The 15,580-nt window shown below is 50.0% G+C and carries 12 protein-coding genes; 7 read left to right on the top strand and 5 right to left on the bottom strand.

All coding sequences use genetic code 11. The annotated features are described in order from the left end of the window. Positions 1-10: 10 nt before the first annotated feature. From HUN04_08610 to hisF, 3 genes are read right to left on the bottom strand one after another with little or no spacing between them, the layout of a single operon-like run. The gene (locus tag HUN04_08610) at positions 11-1,294 is read right to left on the bottom strand and encodes an N-acetyl sugar amidotransferase (protein WDP89767.1); all 1,284 of its coding nucleotides are present in this window, start codon (positions 1,292-1,294) and stop codon (positions 11-13) included. Continuing rightward, positions 1,278-1,943 carry an imidazole glycerol phosphate synthase subunit HisH gene (gene hisH, locus HUN04_08605; protein ID WDP89766.1) on the bottom strand — a complete coding sequence of 222 codons (666 nt, stop codon included), beginning with the start codon at positions 1,941-1,943 and terminating at the stop codon, positions 1,278-1,280. The genes HUN04_08610 and hisH overlap by 17 nt, the downstream gene beginning before the upstream one ends. Before the next feature lie 23 nt (positions 1,944-1,966). Further along, complete coding sequence (gene hisF, locus HUN04_08600; protein ID WDP89765.1) at positions 1,967-2,815, bottom strand: imidazole glycerol phosphate synthase subunit HisF; 849 nt, start codon at positions 2,813-2,815, stop codon at positions 1,967-1,969. Positions 2,816-2,998: 183 nt separating this feature from the next. Between hisF and neuB the strand changes: the two genes are divergently transcribed. From neuB to HUN04_08580, 4 genes are read left to right on the top strand one after another with little or no spacing between them, the layout of a single operon-like run. After that, entirely contained in the window at positions 2,999-4,015 is a 1,017-nt protein-coding gene (gene neuB, locus HUN04_08595; GenBank protein WDP93217.1) for an N-acetylneuraminate synthase, read from the top strand. Beyond that, complete coding sequence (gene neuC, locus HUN04_08590) at positions 4,012-5,181, top strand: UDP-N-acetylglucosamine 2-epimerase (hydrolyzing) (GenBank protein WDP89764.1); 1,170 nt, start codon at positions 4,012-4,014, stop codon at positions 5,179-5,181. The genes neuB and neuC overlap by 4 nt, the downstream gene beginning before the upstream one ends. A 9-nt stretch (positions 5,182-5,190) precedes the next feature. Continuing rightward, the gene (locus HUN04_08585) at positions 5,191-6,255 is read left to right on the top strand and encodes a CBS domain-containing protein (protein WDP89763.1); all 1,065 of its coding nucleotides are present in this window, start codon (positions 5,191-5,193) and stop codon (positions 6,253-6,255) included. Positions 6,256-6,276: 21 nt separating this feature from the next. Then, positions 6,277-6,972, top strand: a complete 696-nt coding sequence (locus HUN04_08580) for an acylneuraminate cytidylyltransferase family protein (GenBank protein ID WDP89762.1) — start codon at positions 6,277-6,279, stop codon at positions 6,970-6,972. An 11-nt stretch (positions 6,973-6,983) separates the two neighbouring features. Here the strand turns inward: HUN04_08580 and HUN04_08575 are convergent, their stop codons facing one another. Both HUN04_08575 and HUN04_08570 read right to left on the bottom strand, forming a co-directional pair. Continuing rightward, positions 6,984-9,836: a DUF115 domain-containing protein gene (locus tag HUN04_08575; protein ID WDP89761.1), complete on the bottom strand. Its 2,853-nt coding sequence runs from the start codon at positions 9,834-9,836 to the stop codon at positions 6,984-6,986. Between the two features lie 196 nt (positions 9,837-10,032). Next, a complete protein-coding gene (locus HUN04_08570; GenBank protein ID WDP89760.1) occupies positions 10,033-10,590 on the bottom strand; it encodes a hypothetical protein in 558 nt (185 codons plus the stop codon). Between the two features lie 294 nt (positions 10,591-10,884). On the opposite strand from HUN04_08570, the gene HUN04_08565 reads away from it, so the two are divergent. The 3 genes from HUN04_08565 to HUN04_08555 all read left to right on the top strand — a co-directional run bounded on the left by HUN04_08565 (position 10,885) and on the right by HUN04_08555 (position 15,579). Beyond that, positions 10,885-13,683, top strand: a complete 2,799-nt coding sequence (locus HUN04_08565) for a DUF115 domain-containing protein (GenBank protein ID WDP89759.1) — start codon at positions 10,885-10,887, stop codon at positions 13,681-13,683. Continuing rightward, a complete protein-coding gene (locus HUN04_08560) occupies positions 13,664-14,848 on the top strand; it encodes an FAD-binding protein (protein ID WDP89758.1) in 1,185 nt (394 codons plus the stop codon). The genes HUN04_08565 and HUN04_08560 overlap by 20 nt, the downstream gene beginning before the upstream one ends. A gap of 173 nt (positions 14,849-15,021) precedes the next feature. Then, entirely contained in the window at positions 15,022-15,579 is a 558-nt protein-coding gene (locus HUN04_08555; GenBank protein ID WDP89757.1) for a hypothetical protein, read from the top strand. The last annotated feature ends 1 nt before the right edge of the window (position 15,580 follow it).

The raw sequence follows: 15,580 nt of genomic DNA, 5'->3' as shown, positions 1-15,580 counted from the left end.
TTTTCTGCGATCACCCTTTGATCTCGGCCGGCATCTTTGATGTGCTGCCCAAAAATCCAGCCTGGTCTTCAACGCCGTCCATATTCACCGTATGACGCAGTTTCCACTCACCGTTCACTTTTTTCCACAGATGTGGAGACCTGAATTTGTCTGCCAGTTCGTTTCTAAAGTATTCCGGTGACATTTCCAGGTAGTCCATGATTTCGTTGAAGTACCGGTCGGGAAATTCTCCGTCAAACCGTTTTACCAGGGCCTGCCCCTCCTCCCTGGTGATATGCCTGTTGCGTATTTCCTGGGAGGCGTCATAGGTGGCCCGGCCGATGCCGAATTTGATAAAGGTGGTATAATAGTGAAGGTCATCAATTTTATCATCAATGCTGTTGTACTTGCTGTAGGTGCCCTGGCTTCTGAAGGGGCGCGCCTTGAACCCTGTGTTTTCAACTGCGTAGTAATAGGCTTCCTGGGGAGTCCATTTCAGGTAATACCCCAGGTAGTGGACCTCAATATTGGAGTTCTGGAATTCTGCTGCGTCCGGCGGCAGAAATGACATCAGATCGTTCACGGTTAAATCGTACCGGTCCGTTATCTCTTTGACAGGGAGCCCCCCAAGATAGATATCATTTAGGTTTTTCATGGTATGGTAGGACCTGTCCCTGAGGGATTTTGCATTATCTGCAATGGGATTGCCGTACTCCGCTTCATTTTCCCCGTAAAAAACCAGGGGAATACCGAATTTCAGGGCAAGTTTCGGGGCCAGGTTTTTTTGACCCAAAATAAATGTCTGGAACGGGTGGAACAGGTTCTCAATGGAGAGCCGGGTCAAAATTCTCATTGCCCTGCCGTTCCGGTTGAAACTGATGTTGTCCAGCCCCCCCACATCAATCCAGTTTTTGAAATTCCGGTAACCGTAGTCGGTGTACAAGATTGGCGGCCAGGTGACGGTCAGCGGGTTCATCCCGTATTTGTATTTGAGAATATGGGCCTGGAGGGCACTGTCCTTGCCACCGGATCCTGGGACCAGACAGTCGTAGGACCCGTCTGTTTTCCGGTGTTTTTCCAGCAGTGTTAATAATTCCTCTTCCCGCTTTTTCCAGTCTATTTGTTTGTCTTTATGCTCCGACACACGGCAGGCATCACATATGCCCTGGTCGTCAAAGGCCAGTGTTTGTTTTTTGCTGTTGATGGTGTGTTTGAATTCAACTGCCGATGCCGGCCGCTGGTTGGACATGACACATTTTTTGCAGAAAATGACATCCGAGGGGAGTCCGTATTTGGTTTCAAGCAGGTTGTTCATAGGTTGATGCCCTTTCTTTAACAAGGTTTGCCCAGTTTTTATAAAATAAGATGCCTTTTTCTGCACTTTTTTCGGGATGGAATTGCGTGGCAATAATATTGTCGTGCATCACTGCAGAACAATAGGTGGTGCTCCCGTACCGGGTGGTGGTGAGAATATCCTCCTCCCGGTCGGGGATACAATAGTAGGAATGCACAAAATACATGAATTCATCGTCATCAATGCCTGCCATCACGGGTGCCGGTTTGGCGAATGCCCCCCCTCGTATCCGGTTCCATCCGATCTGGGGGACCTTTACCCGGGCGCCGTTATATCCCGTGGGAAACTTAACCACCTTGCCTTTAATTATATCCAGTCCGTCCGTTTTTTCAAACTCCTCACTGGTGGAAAATAAGAGCTGCATACCCAGGCAGATGCCCAAAAAGGGCTTTTTGCGGCCAATGGATTCTTTGATGACGGAGATGAGATTCAGCCGGGTTAATTGATCCATGGCTTTGGCAAATGCCCCAACCCCCGGAAGGATGACCCCGTCCGCGGCCATGATTTGGGATTGATCCAGGGTCACAACGGGGTCAAGGCCCACATGCCGGCATGCGTTGGTCACACTGAAAAGGTTCCCCATTTTGTAATCAATAATGGCAACTTTCATTTTATCCATTCCTATCCAGGCCGTCACGGCCTGCAATAAACATTTTCATCTGCCAGATACCCTTTCATGGAAATCAGGTCGGTATAGGAAAATTTCTCTGATTTTTTTCCGTAATTTAAGAATTCCGTATTCCCTTCATCCAGAAAGTCCTCTGATTCCCTGATTTCATCAAGGGCATGGTAGTGAAGAATGGAGGCCATGGAAACGGCATCGGCATATCCTTTTTTAATCACGTCGATGACATGCAGGGGGCTGCCCGCACCACCGTGGGCGATAACCGGAACGGTAACCGCTTTTGACACCGCCCGGGTTAATTCAATGTCAAAGCCGGCGCCTGTCCCCTCATTGTCAACGGAGGTGATAACGATTTCACCTGCGCCCATTTCCTCGGCTTTTTCAGCCCAGTCCACCACCTCAATACCGGTGTGCTCACGGCCGTTGTCCGTATAGGCCAGATACCGCCCGTCTTCCTGTTTGATGGCCTCTACGGTGACCACAATGGTGGATGAGCCGAATTCCCGGCTGGCTTTCCGGATCAGGTCCGGATCATGAATGGCCGCAGTGTTCAATGACACTTTATCAGCCCCGGCCCTGAGTACGCCCCGGATATCGTCTATACTCCGGATACCACCCGAAACGGTCAGGGGAATAAAAATTTTTTTTGCCGTTCGCTTTATAATATCATGAAGGCTGTTTCTTTCGTATAGGCTGGCGACCACATCCACGAACATCAGTTCGTCGGCGTGGTTAATGTAGTAATATTCTGCAAAATGTTCGGGTTTTCCCAATACCCTTAACCCTTCAAGGTGAATACCTTTCACCAGGTTGGGTCCTTTGATGTCCAGTCTGGGAATAATTCTGACGGTTTCCATTGGGTGTTATGTTCTCTGGGGGTTATACATGGTTTTTAATGTTCTTCTGTTTAAATTAAAAATCGGTTCCATTGCAAGAGAACTTTAAATAAAGCAGGGTCCGGCGGTTTAAGTTGAAAAAAAGGAAGCGGGTTGGTATAGGATTGATAACGATAAAAGATAAGGTGTTTTCACCAGATGCAGATCCAGAAGATTTTCATTATTGCCGAAGCCGGTGTAAATCATAACGGCAGCCTGGACCGGGCCGGGGAGATGGTCAGGCAGGCTGCGCTGGCAGGTGCGGATGCGGTTAAATTCCAGACATTTTCTCCAGAGGCCCTGGTTACCAGGCACGCAGCCAGGGCAGATTACCAGAAACGGGACCTGCCGGGGCAAAAGTCACAGCTTGAGATGCTCCAAGGGCTTGAATTGTCCCTTGACGCCCATAGGGAATTGATGGGGACCTGCCGGAGGCATGGGATCCAGTTTCTATCCTCTCCGTTTGATCTGGGCAGCATTGACCTGCTTCAGGGGCTTGGGATCAGCCGATGGAAGATTCCATCGGGGGAGATTACCAACCTTCCCTATTTGAGGAAGATTGCCGCCTTGGGCCAGGAAATTATTCTGTCCACGGGAATGTCGGATATCAATGAGGTGGGAAGGGCCCTCGAGGTTTTCAGATCAGCCGGCCTGTCGCCCGATCGGGTAACCCTGCTGCACTGCAATACGGAGTATCCCACGCCCATGGAGGATGTAAACTTAAGTGCCATGCAGACGATGGCCGGGGCATTCCCCGGCGTTAAAATCGGATATTCCGACCATACCCAGGGAATTGAAATCCCCATTGCCGCCGCGGCGCTGGGTGCCGTTGTCATTGAAAAACATTTTACATTGGACAAATCCCTGTCCGGCCCAGATCATAAGGCCTCTTTGGATGTTGATGAGCTAAAACAGATGGTCAAAGGGATCAGGAATGTCGAAAAGGCCTTGGGCAATGGGGAAAAGACCCCCAGCCCGTCGGAGACAAAGAACATTGCTGCGGCGCGTAAAAGTATTGTTGCGGCCTGTAACATCCTGAAAGGGGCAGCATTTACCAAAAGCAACCTGGCCGTAAAACGGCCGGGCACGGGCCTCAGTCCAATGAAGTGGGATGAGATTCTGGGTACAAAAGCCTCAAGAAATTACAATACCGACGATCTAATAGAAGAGCCGGATCTATGAATCCATTGAAGATCAGAGTCTGTGTTTACACCTCAACACGGGCAGAGTACGGTTTAATGCGGCGGCTGATCAAGGAAATCGATTCAAGCGGAGTCCTGGAACTGCGGCTCCTGGTCAGCGGTACCCACCTGGCAGCGGCCCACGGCATGACCCTGGATGAAATCACCAAAGATGGGGTCGAGCCTGATGCCTGCGTGGATATCGAACCCTGCGATGACAGCCCCCAGGGGATATGCCGCTCCATGGGCATGGCAATGGCGCGCTACGGCAGGTACTTTGGCCAGTCCCGTCCGGATGTCCTGGTTGTTCTGGGGGACCGGTGGGAGGCTTTCTGCTGTGCCGCATCAGCCCATGTGCACGGCATTCCCATTGCCCATATCCACGGCGGAGAGACGACATCCGGTGCCATTGATGAGGCGTTCAGGCACAGTATCACCAAGATGGCCCTTTATCATTTCCCCTGCTGTGACGCATACCGCAAACGGATTATCCAGATGGGCGAGGCGCCTGAGCGGGTGTTTGATGTCGGGGCCTTGGGCGTGGAAAATATTCAGGGGATGAGGTTCATGGAGAAAGCCGAACTTGAACGCTCCCTCGGGCTGGATCTGGATACGCCTTTTTTCCTTATCACCTATCATCCCGAAACCCTGGGAAGGGATGGGCCTGCAGCGTCTTTTTCAGCCCTTCTGGGGGTGTTGGATCAATTCCGGGATCACCGGTTTATATTTACAGGGGCCAATGCCGATGCCGGCGGTCAGAAAATCAATGCGCTTCAAAATGAGTTCCAGCGCCGCCATAAAGGTCAATGCCTCATCGTTTCCTCCCTTGGCAGTTTAAGGTATCTGTCTGCCATGAAGCTCTGCCGGGCAGTGGTCGGCAACAGTTCAAGCGGTATTATAGAGGCGCCTGCCTTGGGGGTGCCCACCATAAATATCGGAGACCGGCAGAAGGGCAGGGTGCGGGCACTGAGTGTAATAGACTGCACTGCCGATCACAGGGCTATTTTTGATGCGTTTAAAAAACTTGACCGTACCGGGTTTCAAGCCGATATAAAAGCAATGGAGATACCGTTTAAAAAGGAAGGCACTGCCAAAATGATCAGGCAGATACTTGAAACCGCCGATTTTGCGGAAAACACGAAAATATTTTATGACATAAAGGCCTAGGGTAGTCCCATGAAAGATTGGAAAAAAACCTCTGTTTCACCCGATACCAGCATTAAAGAGACGATGGCTGTTATTGATAAAAGCAGCCTTCAGATTGCCCTTGTTGTGGATGCTGAAGATAAACTCCTTGGCACCGTAACAGACGGGGATATCCGAAGGGGGATATTAAAGGGCATCAGCATAGAAGAACCTGTGAAGCGCATTTATTATGTTTCCCCCCTCACCGCTTCTGTGGATGAGGATGCAAAGACCATGAAACGGATCATGAAGGAGCAGTCCATCACCCAATTGCCCATGGTGGACCACCAAGGCCGTGTGGTCCGCCTGATTGTGCTTAAGGATATCCTGGCTGGAAAAAAAAGGGAAAATCCGGTGGTATTGATGGCCGGGGGGTTGGGCACCCGGCTGCGCCCCTTGACCGAATCCTGTCCCAAGCCCCTGTTGAAAGTCGGTGGAACCCCTGTGCTTGAAACCATTCTTGAGGGGTTTATCGACAAAGGGTTTGGGAATTTTTATATATCTGTCAATTACAAGGCCGAGATGATCGAAGATTATTTTGGCGACGGTTCGAAGTGGGGAGTGAATATTGAATACCTCAAAGAAAATAAACGCCTGGGCACGGCCGGAAGTATAAAATTGATGCCGGAAAAACCGGATGCCCCTTTTATTGTAATGAATGGAGACCTGCTGACAAAGGTGGATTTTGAAAAACTTCTGGATTTTCATATCAATAACAACAAACTGGGCAGCGCAATGGCCACCATGTGTGTGAGGGAATACAATATGCAGATTCCTTACGGGGTCATCCACCAGGAGGGTAACCGACTGGTGCGGCTTGATGAAAAACCGGTGCAACGGTTTTTTGTCAACGGCGGTATCTATGTGTTTGAGCCGGACATCGTTGATCTAATACCAGGAAACGAGTACTTTGATATGACCCATCTATTTGACAAGATGATGGGAAAGGATTTGAAAACCGTTATTTTTCAGATCAGGGAATACTGGATGGATATCGGTCATAAACGAGATTTTGAAACGGCAGAGGGCGAATACGGAGAAATATTCTGGGGATGATAGGGCAGGACACCATCGCTGATGTTTGATCAGATGAAAATACTAGGGGTGATAGCCGCCCGGGGAGGCTCTAAGGGGGTGCCGCGCAAAAATGTCAGGCGGGCTGGCGGAAAACCGCTGATCGCGTGGATGATAGAGGCCGCAGGGCGGTCCAGACTCATGGACCGTTTAATCCTTTCCTCTGATGACTCTGAGATTATCCGGGTTGCCGGGCAATACGGATGTGAGGCGCCTTTTGTGAGGCCGGCGCATTTGGCCCGGGACGAGAGTTCTGTTTCCGATGTGATTGTCCACGCCATGGAATCCGTTCCAGGGTATGATTTTGTAATGCTGCTCCAGCCGACATCTCCCTTAACCCGGGCAGAGGACATCGACGGGTGTATCGAATCGTGCATCAATTCATCTTCAGATGCAATGGTTTCTGTGACCCAGGTGGATAAGAGCCCCTACTGGATGTTCCATATGGACGGAACCGCCATGTTAAAGCCTGTTCTCGGAGAAAGGTATTTAAATAAACGAAGGCAGGATTTACCCGTGTCTTACCTCCCCAGCGGTGCCATATATATGGCCCGCTCAAGCTGGTTTATGGCAAACAGGTCATTTTATTCCGACACCACAAGGGGGTATGTCGTCCCTGCAGAGCGCTCCCTGGATATCGATACAGAGTCTGATCTTAGATATTTTGACTGGATAACAAAAGCCAACCGTCAAAAATGACAATGGGGAGATCAGGCCTCCCCTGAAGACTGCAGATGTTCTTTTAACCTCGTGTATGCAGCTTTTGCCGCTTCAAGCTGATTGGTCTCCATGTAACAGTCCCCAATTTTTTTGAGCAGATTCATATTGTCCGGCAGGTGGATGAAACATTTTTCATAAGCCAGAATGGCATCATCATACTGGCCGCCGTCCTGCAAACTGTCTCCTATGGTTTCCCAATAGGAAGCAAGGGTGCTATCCTTTTTAACTGCTGAATTCAAAGCGTCAATACCGCGGCCGAATTCTCCGGCCATAAATAAGGCCTCTATTTTAGCCGAATAATTGTCCCTGTTATCCGGCTGATATTCAATGGCCCGGTCAAAGGCATCCACGGCATCCAGGTAGTTTTTTTGGTGGCACTTTAGTTTGCCAAAGCAAAGGTGGAGCCTTCCTATTATGGCGGGAGGGAAGGTGGTGAAAACCTTATTCTGGTCTGTCACATAATTATGCCACTCTTCTGTAAGGGCGGCCTGTGATTCAAAATTGCCTTTGTCCTGCTCCTCGCAGATGGCGTCCAGGTCACTTGCCAGGATGGCTTCCAGTTCTTTTTTCAGCCCGTCATGGTCAGGGGTGTATTTAAGGCCTTTTTGTACCATGTACTTTACGCTTAATTCCCGCCCGGGTTCTGTTTTAAAGTATGTGGCATAGTCTAAAAACTCATCGCCGAATGCCTTCAGGTGGGCGTTGACGGTTCGGGCAAGTTTGGGGTTGGCCCTGACAGCCCTTTGGAAATACCGGTTCGCCTCCTCGTACAGGTTAAACTGCATTGCAATACAGCCGAGATGGACGTTGATTTCCGGTGAGTCCGGCATTTTCTTTTGTAATTTTTTCAATAGCGGCTTGGCCATATGATAGTTTCCGTGTTTCATATACAGGCCGGCAAGCTTTAGTTCATCTTGTTTTAGATATTTGCGTTCTTTTTGGAGGAACGTGATAACCATATTCAGGTTGTTCGCAAATATGGCCAGGGTCTGTTTACGGGTCTGGTTGATTAAAAGACGCTGGTTCAAGCTTTTTATCAACCAATCATGGAATGTATCTGAGTCTTTTTCAAGTATGGATATCGCCTGTTTGCGGCGTTCACTTTCCTTGAGTCCTTCCATGGTTATTTCCTCAAGAATTGCCCATACATCTGTTGTGTCGTCCAGTTCCTGGTGGCATTTATCTATTATTTGGATTTTTTTGTTCTGGGCCGTGGAGAGCATGCTAAAGGAGCTTATTTTTGCTTTTTGTTTTTTTAGTTTTTGAATCTCTTTTAGCAGGGCGGCGGTTGCTGCATCGGATTTTTTGATCAGTTTTTGCAGTTTCCGGGTTTTGGCCAGCATCCTGTCGAACACCTGGGTCAGGCCATCGGCGTTCATGGGCGGGGCTGCAGAGCAGTGGTCTTGAAGAATCCGGTCCGGGTACACTTTTTTGCTGCAATGCATGCCGATGGCGTCCTCAAGGTTGAGAATTTGCGTGCCTTCGATATTTGCCCCCCATGCTGTGGCATTGATATGGGTCCTGTCAGATGCGGCAATGGCGGTCTCAAAATATTTTTTCATGCTCAGGAAGGCCCGGTCTGTCCGTAGCGTTTCACCGTTGATACCGATAACAGTCTCCCCTTTTATTGGATTTTTTATCCTGGCGGTGGGATCCGCTCCCTGTAGAATTGTTCCTTTGGCGTGGGAAGCTGAATCTGCATCCGAATATGCAAGGTCCTGCCCGATAAATATGATGGGGTCGCATCCAAGGATATGGGCTGCAATCAGGTTTAAATGGGCGACGGTACTGGCACCCCCGGTGAAAATTTTACCCCCGATAGTAGTGTTGAGCCAGGCCTCTATGGGTTTTCCTGAAAATGTCCAGAATACCTGGGCCGCCGGGAATATTTTTGGTGTTTTGGCTGTCACCCAGGATGCGCAGATTAAAGCGGTATCCTTTGCCTTCGGGGCGATATCGGCAAACTTTTCATAGGTCAAATCCAGGGGGTCGATACATGTGGTGAAATGGGGGGAAACACCCTCGTCTATCAGCGCCGGCAACACCGTATCCACGGCGATAATTACCGCATTCTCCTCCATCTGCTTGAGCTGCTGGATATTCCGGTTCAAGGAAGGGCCGCCGGCAACCAGTATGGCGGGGATACCCTCGAATTTGGATTGAAGGCCTTCCAGCATCAAATGATGGTGGATGGTGGCAATGTTCTTAAAGCGGTTGTCGAAAAAATCCCTTCCCAGGGACCTGATGGTTGCGCCGCCGATATTCAGGCTGTTAATATAGCTGAACAGGTCTTCTTCAAGCTGTTTGTAGCTATCCGGATGCAGGGTGAAAGATGGCTTGTGATGCAGTACACTCGAGCTTTCAAGTTGAATGGTTCTTGAACTGGTTTCTAATACGACGGGTATTTCAGGGGTTGGCCCTATGCCAAGGATAAGCCTTGGATCATCCAAGATAGATGTGAGATCAACATGTCTGAGGGCTTGGACGAAGATGCCCGGTTCCAGTTCAAAGAAGGCCAGCCGCTGGAGGAGGGGCCGTTCTTTGAGGATTCTCAGAGCACCGTACCCAAGGCCCATTCCGAGAATGGCTGCAAACCCCTTAAAGTCCCCAGGAAGGTTTTGCGCAAACTCTTTGCTTTCAGCCTCAGGATCGATTTCATTGTGTAATGTCACCTGAACGCCTTTTTCGGTCATCACCCGGAGATTGGGCTTGCCGTTTGGCGCATAAAATATCTCTCCTAAAGGCTCGGGGGGATTCTGGGTGATCCTTTTGAATAACGGGTTGTGATGTTTTTCTAAAAGTGCAAGGTTGGATTCATAAATATTCGTGGCAGGTGACTGCATACAATATCCCCCGGGGTTGTTTTATTGCTTCTAAGGGCGGGCTTCCTATATTACAGGATAACGAATTTTCCTGCCCCCATCCTATAGACTGGAAAATTGAGCGTCAATCATAAATCTGCCTTTAAGTTTTTCCTGGCCTGCGCCGAATTATTAAGGCAAATCCATGATGCCATAAAGGGTATGATCCATATGTATATTAAAGGAAGGCCCGTTTTTGCTTCTGTGGAATGGAGCGGTAAAGTCCCCAGTCTCGGCAGATCCGGTTGTGGATCCGGCGGAGGGTGTCCGCATTTGTCCCCAGAGAAAGCAGAACCTCCGGGATGGTCCTGTTTTTTTGAAGGGCCAGGCAATTGTGATCCTGGAAAATCTGCGGTTCACTACCGAAAAACCAGAAGGGATAGATGCGGCAGAAATGGGGACGGGCCTCATTGGGAAGCAGGCATCCCTGATCGTCTTTGAAAATACAGGCATCCCCCTGTGTTTTAAGCTCCATGTGATGTCCGCTCATTGGGAAGGCGTGGTGGATATAGTCGGCCATGTCCGGAAACAGCAGGGTCATCTGGTGGGTAAACTGTTCTGAATTGGGGCGGATATCAAGGATCTCTTCTCTTCTTTGATGACCCTGTGCGGCCAGAATTTTGACAACTTCAGGTTCGGATACCGGTGTGGGCATGCCGTCATTGTCTTCGGCCCTTAGTGTGCAGCATGATCTGTTGGTGGCATCGCATTGGGCGCAAATATGTGGATTGGTCAAAATCTCCCCCTTTATCATGAAAACGCTCCGTTTCCGGTAAAAATTTCCTTTTATGGTTAAAAATATCCTTGTTGAAATGAATAAGCAATTTGTATACCATGATGAGAAGGCTTGCAGCCGAAGCCGGGAGGCTCTGGAGAGCGTTTGTAACAAGGTGCCGGCCGGAAAAAATTGCCTAATACCAACCCAATGCTTTAGATCGTTGATGGGGGCTGGTGGGAGCGTATCAGAGAATGCACCATATTGATGGCTTAAGTGCATGTCGCTGCAGACAATAATAGGGGAAAAAAGAATATGAGACGGTTCTGGGATGAAAATATTTCGTGTTTAAAAGAAAAAGATCCGCAATTGTACCGGCAGGTGTGTCAATTTGCCCCCCGGGACATCGGAGAGGTTATACCTACCCGCTCACTTCCCACGCTCAGGTTTGACAGGCCCGGCCCTAACTATGCCTATTTGTACAACCAGAATGATCCGATTAAGACCCTTTCAGACTGGCTGCCCATATTGAAGAATGAAAGCGCGCTTGATGCCACCGTATGTGTTTTCATTGGCCTGGGGATGGGGTACAGCCAGCGGATTGCCCTGGAACAGCGCCAGGATATATACCGTATGGTAATTTTGGAACCGTGCCTGGATATGTTCTGCCTGGCTATGCACTATGCTGACCTCAGACCGCTTCTGGCATCTGACAAAGTGGTGGTGATGGCCGGTGAGATCGATTGGGATACCTTCTATGATACGATCATAAACACCGGGGTGCAGACCGATTATTTAATCAGCGACTACCCCCCCCTTTCGGAGTGGAGACCCGAGCTTTATGCTGAAACAAAGAGTGTGGCAGGGGCCAGGGTCAGCAGAGCACTGTCAGCCTGCGGCGCCCTGACCGAGTACGGGGAACAATTGTTTGAGAACAGGATTTCCAATCTCACCCTTTTAAGGACGGCTGCTCCGGCGGATGCATTGAAAGGCGCTTTTCAAGGATTGCCGGCGGTTCTGGTATCGGCCGGTCCCTCCCTCGGCAGAAGCATGGGGCATTTAAAAGAGGCCGTGGGCCGGTGTGTAATGATTGCGGCAGACTCCGCCGTGGCGCCACTGTTGAAAAACGGCATTGTGCCGGATTTCGTTACCACCCTGGATTTCAGAAATATGAATTCCGAGAAGCTGTCGCCGGACCTTATCGGAGAGGCCCGTTTTTCCCTTATCGCAGGTGCCGTATCCTCCAGTTTGGCTGCCAAGCGCTTGTCGCTGAAACATCTGTTTTTCAGTTTTCAGGAAAATGAAACCCAGGCCTGGATTTTAAAGGCTTTAAAAGTGAAGCACCTGATGGCGCCTGTCAATTCTGTCGCCCTTTTATCACTCAGCGCTGCCCAGATGATGGGGGCGGATCCCATTATTTTCACCGGGTATGATTTTGCGTTTACTTCAGTTGAAAGGGATCATGTCAAGGGTGCTGTCTTTTCACATGACTGGCATGATCAGACTTCAAAATTTATCACGGTGCCGGGTATCAACGGCGAAGGAGTCCCGACACTCCGCCCATTCCTGGAATTCAAGCAGAACCTTGAAAAAATGCTCGGCAACCACCCTGCCGACTATATCAACGCCACTGCAGCGGGGGCACATATTAAGGGCACACAGGTCCGAGATCTGGCCTCTGTCATGGGGCATTATACGGATAAGCGGATTCCCTTAGACAGAATTATGGATTCGTGTGTCCATGGTGTTGATCGGGCACAGGTGCTTTCTTTTATTCGTGCAGCTGAAAAAGAACTGGCTGCCGCCAGGAAAGCCTCAGGACAGGTGAGGAAAATCGGGAAGATATGCAGGCAGTCAAAAGAATTCCTGACCAAACCTTTCACCGAAAAGCTTACCCGATTTTCCCAACTTCCCCAAAAGGCCCGGCAGATTATCCGGAAATTAAAAAAGGCCCGGGCTGAATTGGAATTGTTTATGCCCATGGAGGAGATGGCCGCCAAAAAACTCTATGAAGCAAAAAATATCCAGGCCTTTGAAAAAGCTGATAATGAAATAGAGGTTCTGATAAAGGAAAACAAGATCCTGGAGACGGAGATGGCGGGGCATGCGCACGGGATTGAACTTTTTAGCCGTCTCGTCGGAAACCTGGTGTCATATCTGAGCACTGAAGATCAGATCCTATCCAAGATCCAGCAGGGCCGGTTTCGTGAGACCGACTTTCTCGAACTGGCGGCGCTGTATCTTAAGAATGGGGATAGTGCAAAAGCCCGAAGCCTTTTGGAACAATGCATGGCTGAGTTCCCGGGTTCAGCCAGGTGCAGGCTTCTGCAGGGAGAAGCGTTTGCCCAAATGCTTGATTTTGACAAGTCCTTTGAGGTCTGGGAAGGCGCCCTGGCCAACCAACCGGATCTGGCTCCAAAGATAGAGGAAAAGAGAGCGGCCATGGCCGCGAATTGGATGGAAAGGGCGAAGAATGAACCCGGGATCTGGGAAACATGTCTGAAGCGGGCATTGAAACTGCGCAATGACGATGCTTTTTTCCGGCAATTAAAAGATGCGAATTATTGGTGGTCCAGCAGCCATGCGATTGTCCGGCTGATTGATCAGGGGCGGATCCGGGAGGCCGCCCTATTTCTTTCGGTGTGGCGGCCCATTGAAAACTATACCCCGTCCTGGCGTTTTTTAAAGGCCAGGTTGATGGATCTTGAAGACAAAAAAGAGCAGGCCCTTGAAATGGCGCAGTCCGCACTTGAGGAACGCCCGGATAATGCTGAGTGGGCGGCATTCACGGCCAGGCTTTTAATGGAAACCGACCGGTTCGACCAGGGTGTTGTCAGGCTGGAAGAGGCGGTTGCTCTTGATTCGGGCCAGGCCGTACTCTGGGAGGAATTGGGCGATACATTTTATGGGGTGGAAGATTATGCCAATGCCGTGGGCGCCTATGAACGGTGTGCTGCTGCCTTGCCGGACCGCCTAGTTGTACTCAACAAAATCGGTGACTGCTTCATCCTCATGGAACAGTTCTCCACAGCGGGGCGCATTTATAGAATGGTCCTTGAAAAAGAGCCCGGCAATAGAGAAGCGAGAAAAGGCCTTGGGAAAATACCCGTATGATACAACAACAGATGTTCTTGTCCTAGGTGCAGGGCTGGGAGGGATTCGGGCAGCCCTGGCTGCCGCCGACGCCCGGCCCCGTGTAAGGGTGGTGGTGGCCGCATCTGGAAAAGGGCCCCAGGGCTCATCATTCGCCAATCCGAACAATGAACTGGGTATCCAGGTCTGTATCAATAAAGAGGAAAAAGATTGTTTTGTTAAAGAGGCGGCATCTTTGGCCCCTCCGGGAGAGATAAACCTAAAGCTGACCAGAATCATGGCAGAGGAAAGTCATCGGGCCTTAGAAAATTTGGTTCAATGGGGGGGGCGCCTTAAAAAAGACCGGAAGGGGAAACCTTTGCGGATGCCGGGCTGCTTCAGCCCGGTTCAGCCCAGGGCCTATATCATTGAAGCCCTTGACCGGTTTTACCATCGGTTGGTAGGGGAACTGGAAAAGCGGGGAATCGTTTTGCTGGCCGGATACAGGGCCGTGGATATCCTGACGGTGAACCACTCCTCTGGTTTGCGTGTTTCCGGAGCTGCTCTGGAGAACAGAGAGACCAAAGAACGGTTACGTATCCATTCCAATAGTGTGGTTCTGGCCATGGGGGGAGGGACTGCTGTACATCCCGTCGTCCTTGCACAGAACGGCCGGTCCGCTCTAATCCTCCATGACTGGTGTAGAAAACATAAAATTTCTTATGTGAACAGCGCCTTTACCCAGTTTGTTTGGTGCAAAGCCGAAAAACTGGAATATTGGCGGATTTCAGCCATGGGCGATGCCGGGGCCCGTTTTAAGGACCGGCAGGGAAGAAAGCATCCTTTTCCGCAATCCTTATATCCGCTTTTTAAGATGAGGAGCACGCACGCGCCCATATCCTGGGGAGGAGAAGACAGGGCGATAGATAAGGTGTTGATTGACCACCTGGATGCCCGGGGAGGGATTGAGGTTTATTGCTCAGACCGTGGCTGGGAAAGGGTGGTGATGGCTGCCCAGGTATCCAATGGCGGCATCCGTATTGATGAAAACGGATATACGGGTATGCCGGGACTATTTGCCTGTGGTGAGGCCGCCGGGGGAATGCATGGGGCAGACCGTATCGGCGGGGCCATGGTGCTTTCCTCCCAGGTGTTCGGCAGGAGGGCTGGGAGGGCTGCCGCAGAATTTTCTTTAAAGTATCATTGAGAAGGTAACGATACTAATCTTAGACATTAATTTCCGGGTTTACAGGGAGTGATGCAGGTGGTAATGTCCAGTCAGTGAATGGTTATTATATTCAGGTTGTTTAAAAAATGATAGAACCCTACCAGTCGGAATATTTGGTACCCAGCAAGAATTTTAGGCGGTTTTCCCTGCTGTTGAGCATTAAGAAAAATCCAAATGTTTCCCAGAAACAGTTGGGCTGTGAAACCTGCTTGAGCAGTTCCATGGTAAATAATTACATCAAGGAACTCGTCGGAGACGGGATGTTAACCGTATCGGGGGAATCCAATCGTACCATGGCCTACCACCTTACATCTGGGGGCAGGGAATACGTGGCGCGGCATTTTCTGTCTTTTTCAGCTGAAATTGTTCAATTCTATGCCGGTGTGCGAAGGGAAATAAAGGAATTGCTGGACGAATGCTATCGTGAGGGAATTCGTACAATAGTCCTTTACGGGGCCTCGGATACAGCTGAGGTGGTCTATTCAGCCGTGCAGAGAACAGAACTTGCCGTTACCGGCGTGGTGGACAACGATTCCCAGAAAGTTGGCACCCTCTTCTGGGGCATGGTGATCCAGGCACCCTCCCGGATCAATAAGATCCGGCCCGACGCATTGCTTATCACCTCCTTTGCCAGGCAGAATGAAATACTTGAGGCACTCAAGGACAATGTGGACGAAAATATTCGGATTAAGGTCGTTGCAAGGTTTTAGA

Source organism: Desulfobacter sp. (assembly GCA_028768525.1).
Classification (GTDB): Bacteria; Desulfobacterota; Desulfobacteria; order Desulfobacterales; family Desulfobacteraceae; genus Desulfobacter.
The sequence above is the reverse complement of the archived record's forward strand: the minus strand, read 5'-3'. Positions and strand labels throughout refer to the sequence as shown.

Excerpts from the sequence above, each read along its gene's own strand:
- HUN04_08610 (WDP89767.1), bottom strand. The coding sequence starts at position 1,294 with ATGAACAACCTGCTTGAAACCAAATACGGACTCCCCTCGGATGTCATT.
- hisH (WDP89766.1), bottom strand. The coding sequence starts at position 1,943 with ATGAAAGTTGCCATTATTGATTACAAAATGGGGAACCTTTTCAGTGTG.
- hisF (WDP89765.1), bottom strand. The coding sequence starts at position 2,815 with ATGGAAACCGTCAGAATTATTCCCAGACTGGACATCAAAGGACCCAAC.
- neuC (WDP89764.1), top strand. The coding sequence starts at position 4,012 with ATGAATCCATTGAAGATCAGAGTCTGTGTTTACACCTCAACACGGGCA.
- HUN04_08585 (WDP89763.1), top strand. The coding sequence starts at position 5,191 with ATGAAAGATTGGAAAAAAACCTCTGTTTCACCCGATACCAGCATTAAA.
- HUN04_08580 (WDP89762.1), top strand. The coding sequence starts at position 6,277 with ATGTTTGATCAGATGAAAATACTAGGGGTGATAGCCGCCCGGGGAGGC.
- HUN04_08575 (WDP89761.1), bottom strand. The coding sequence starts at position 9,836 with ATGCAGTCACCTGCCACGAATATTTATGAATCCAACCTTGCACTTTTA.
- HUN04_08565 (WDP89759.1), top strand. The coding sequence starts at position 10,885 with ATGAGACGGTTCTGGGATGAAAATATTTCGTGTTTAAAAGAAAAAGAT.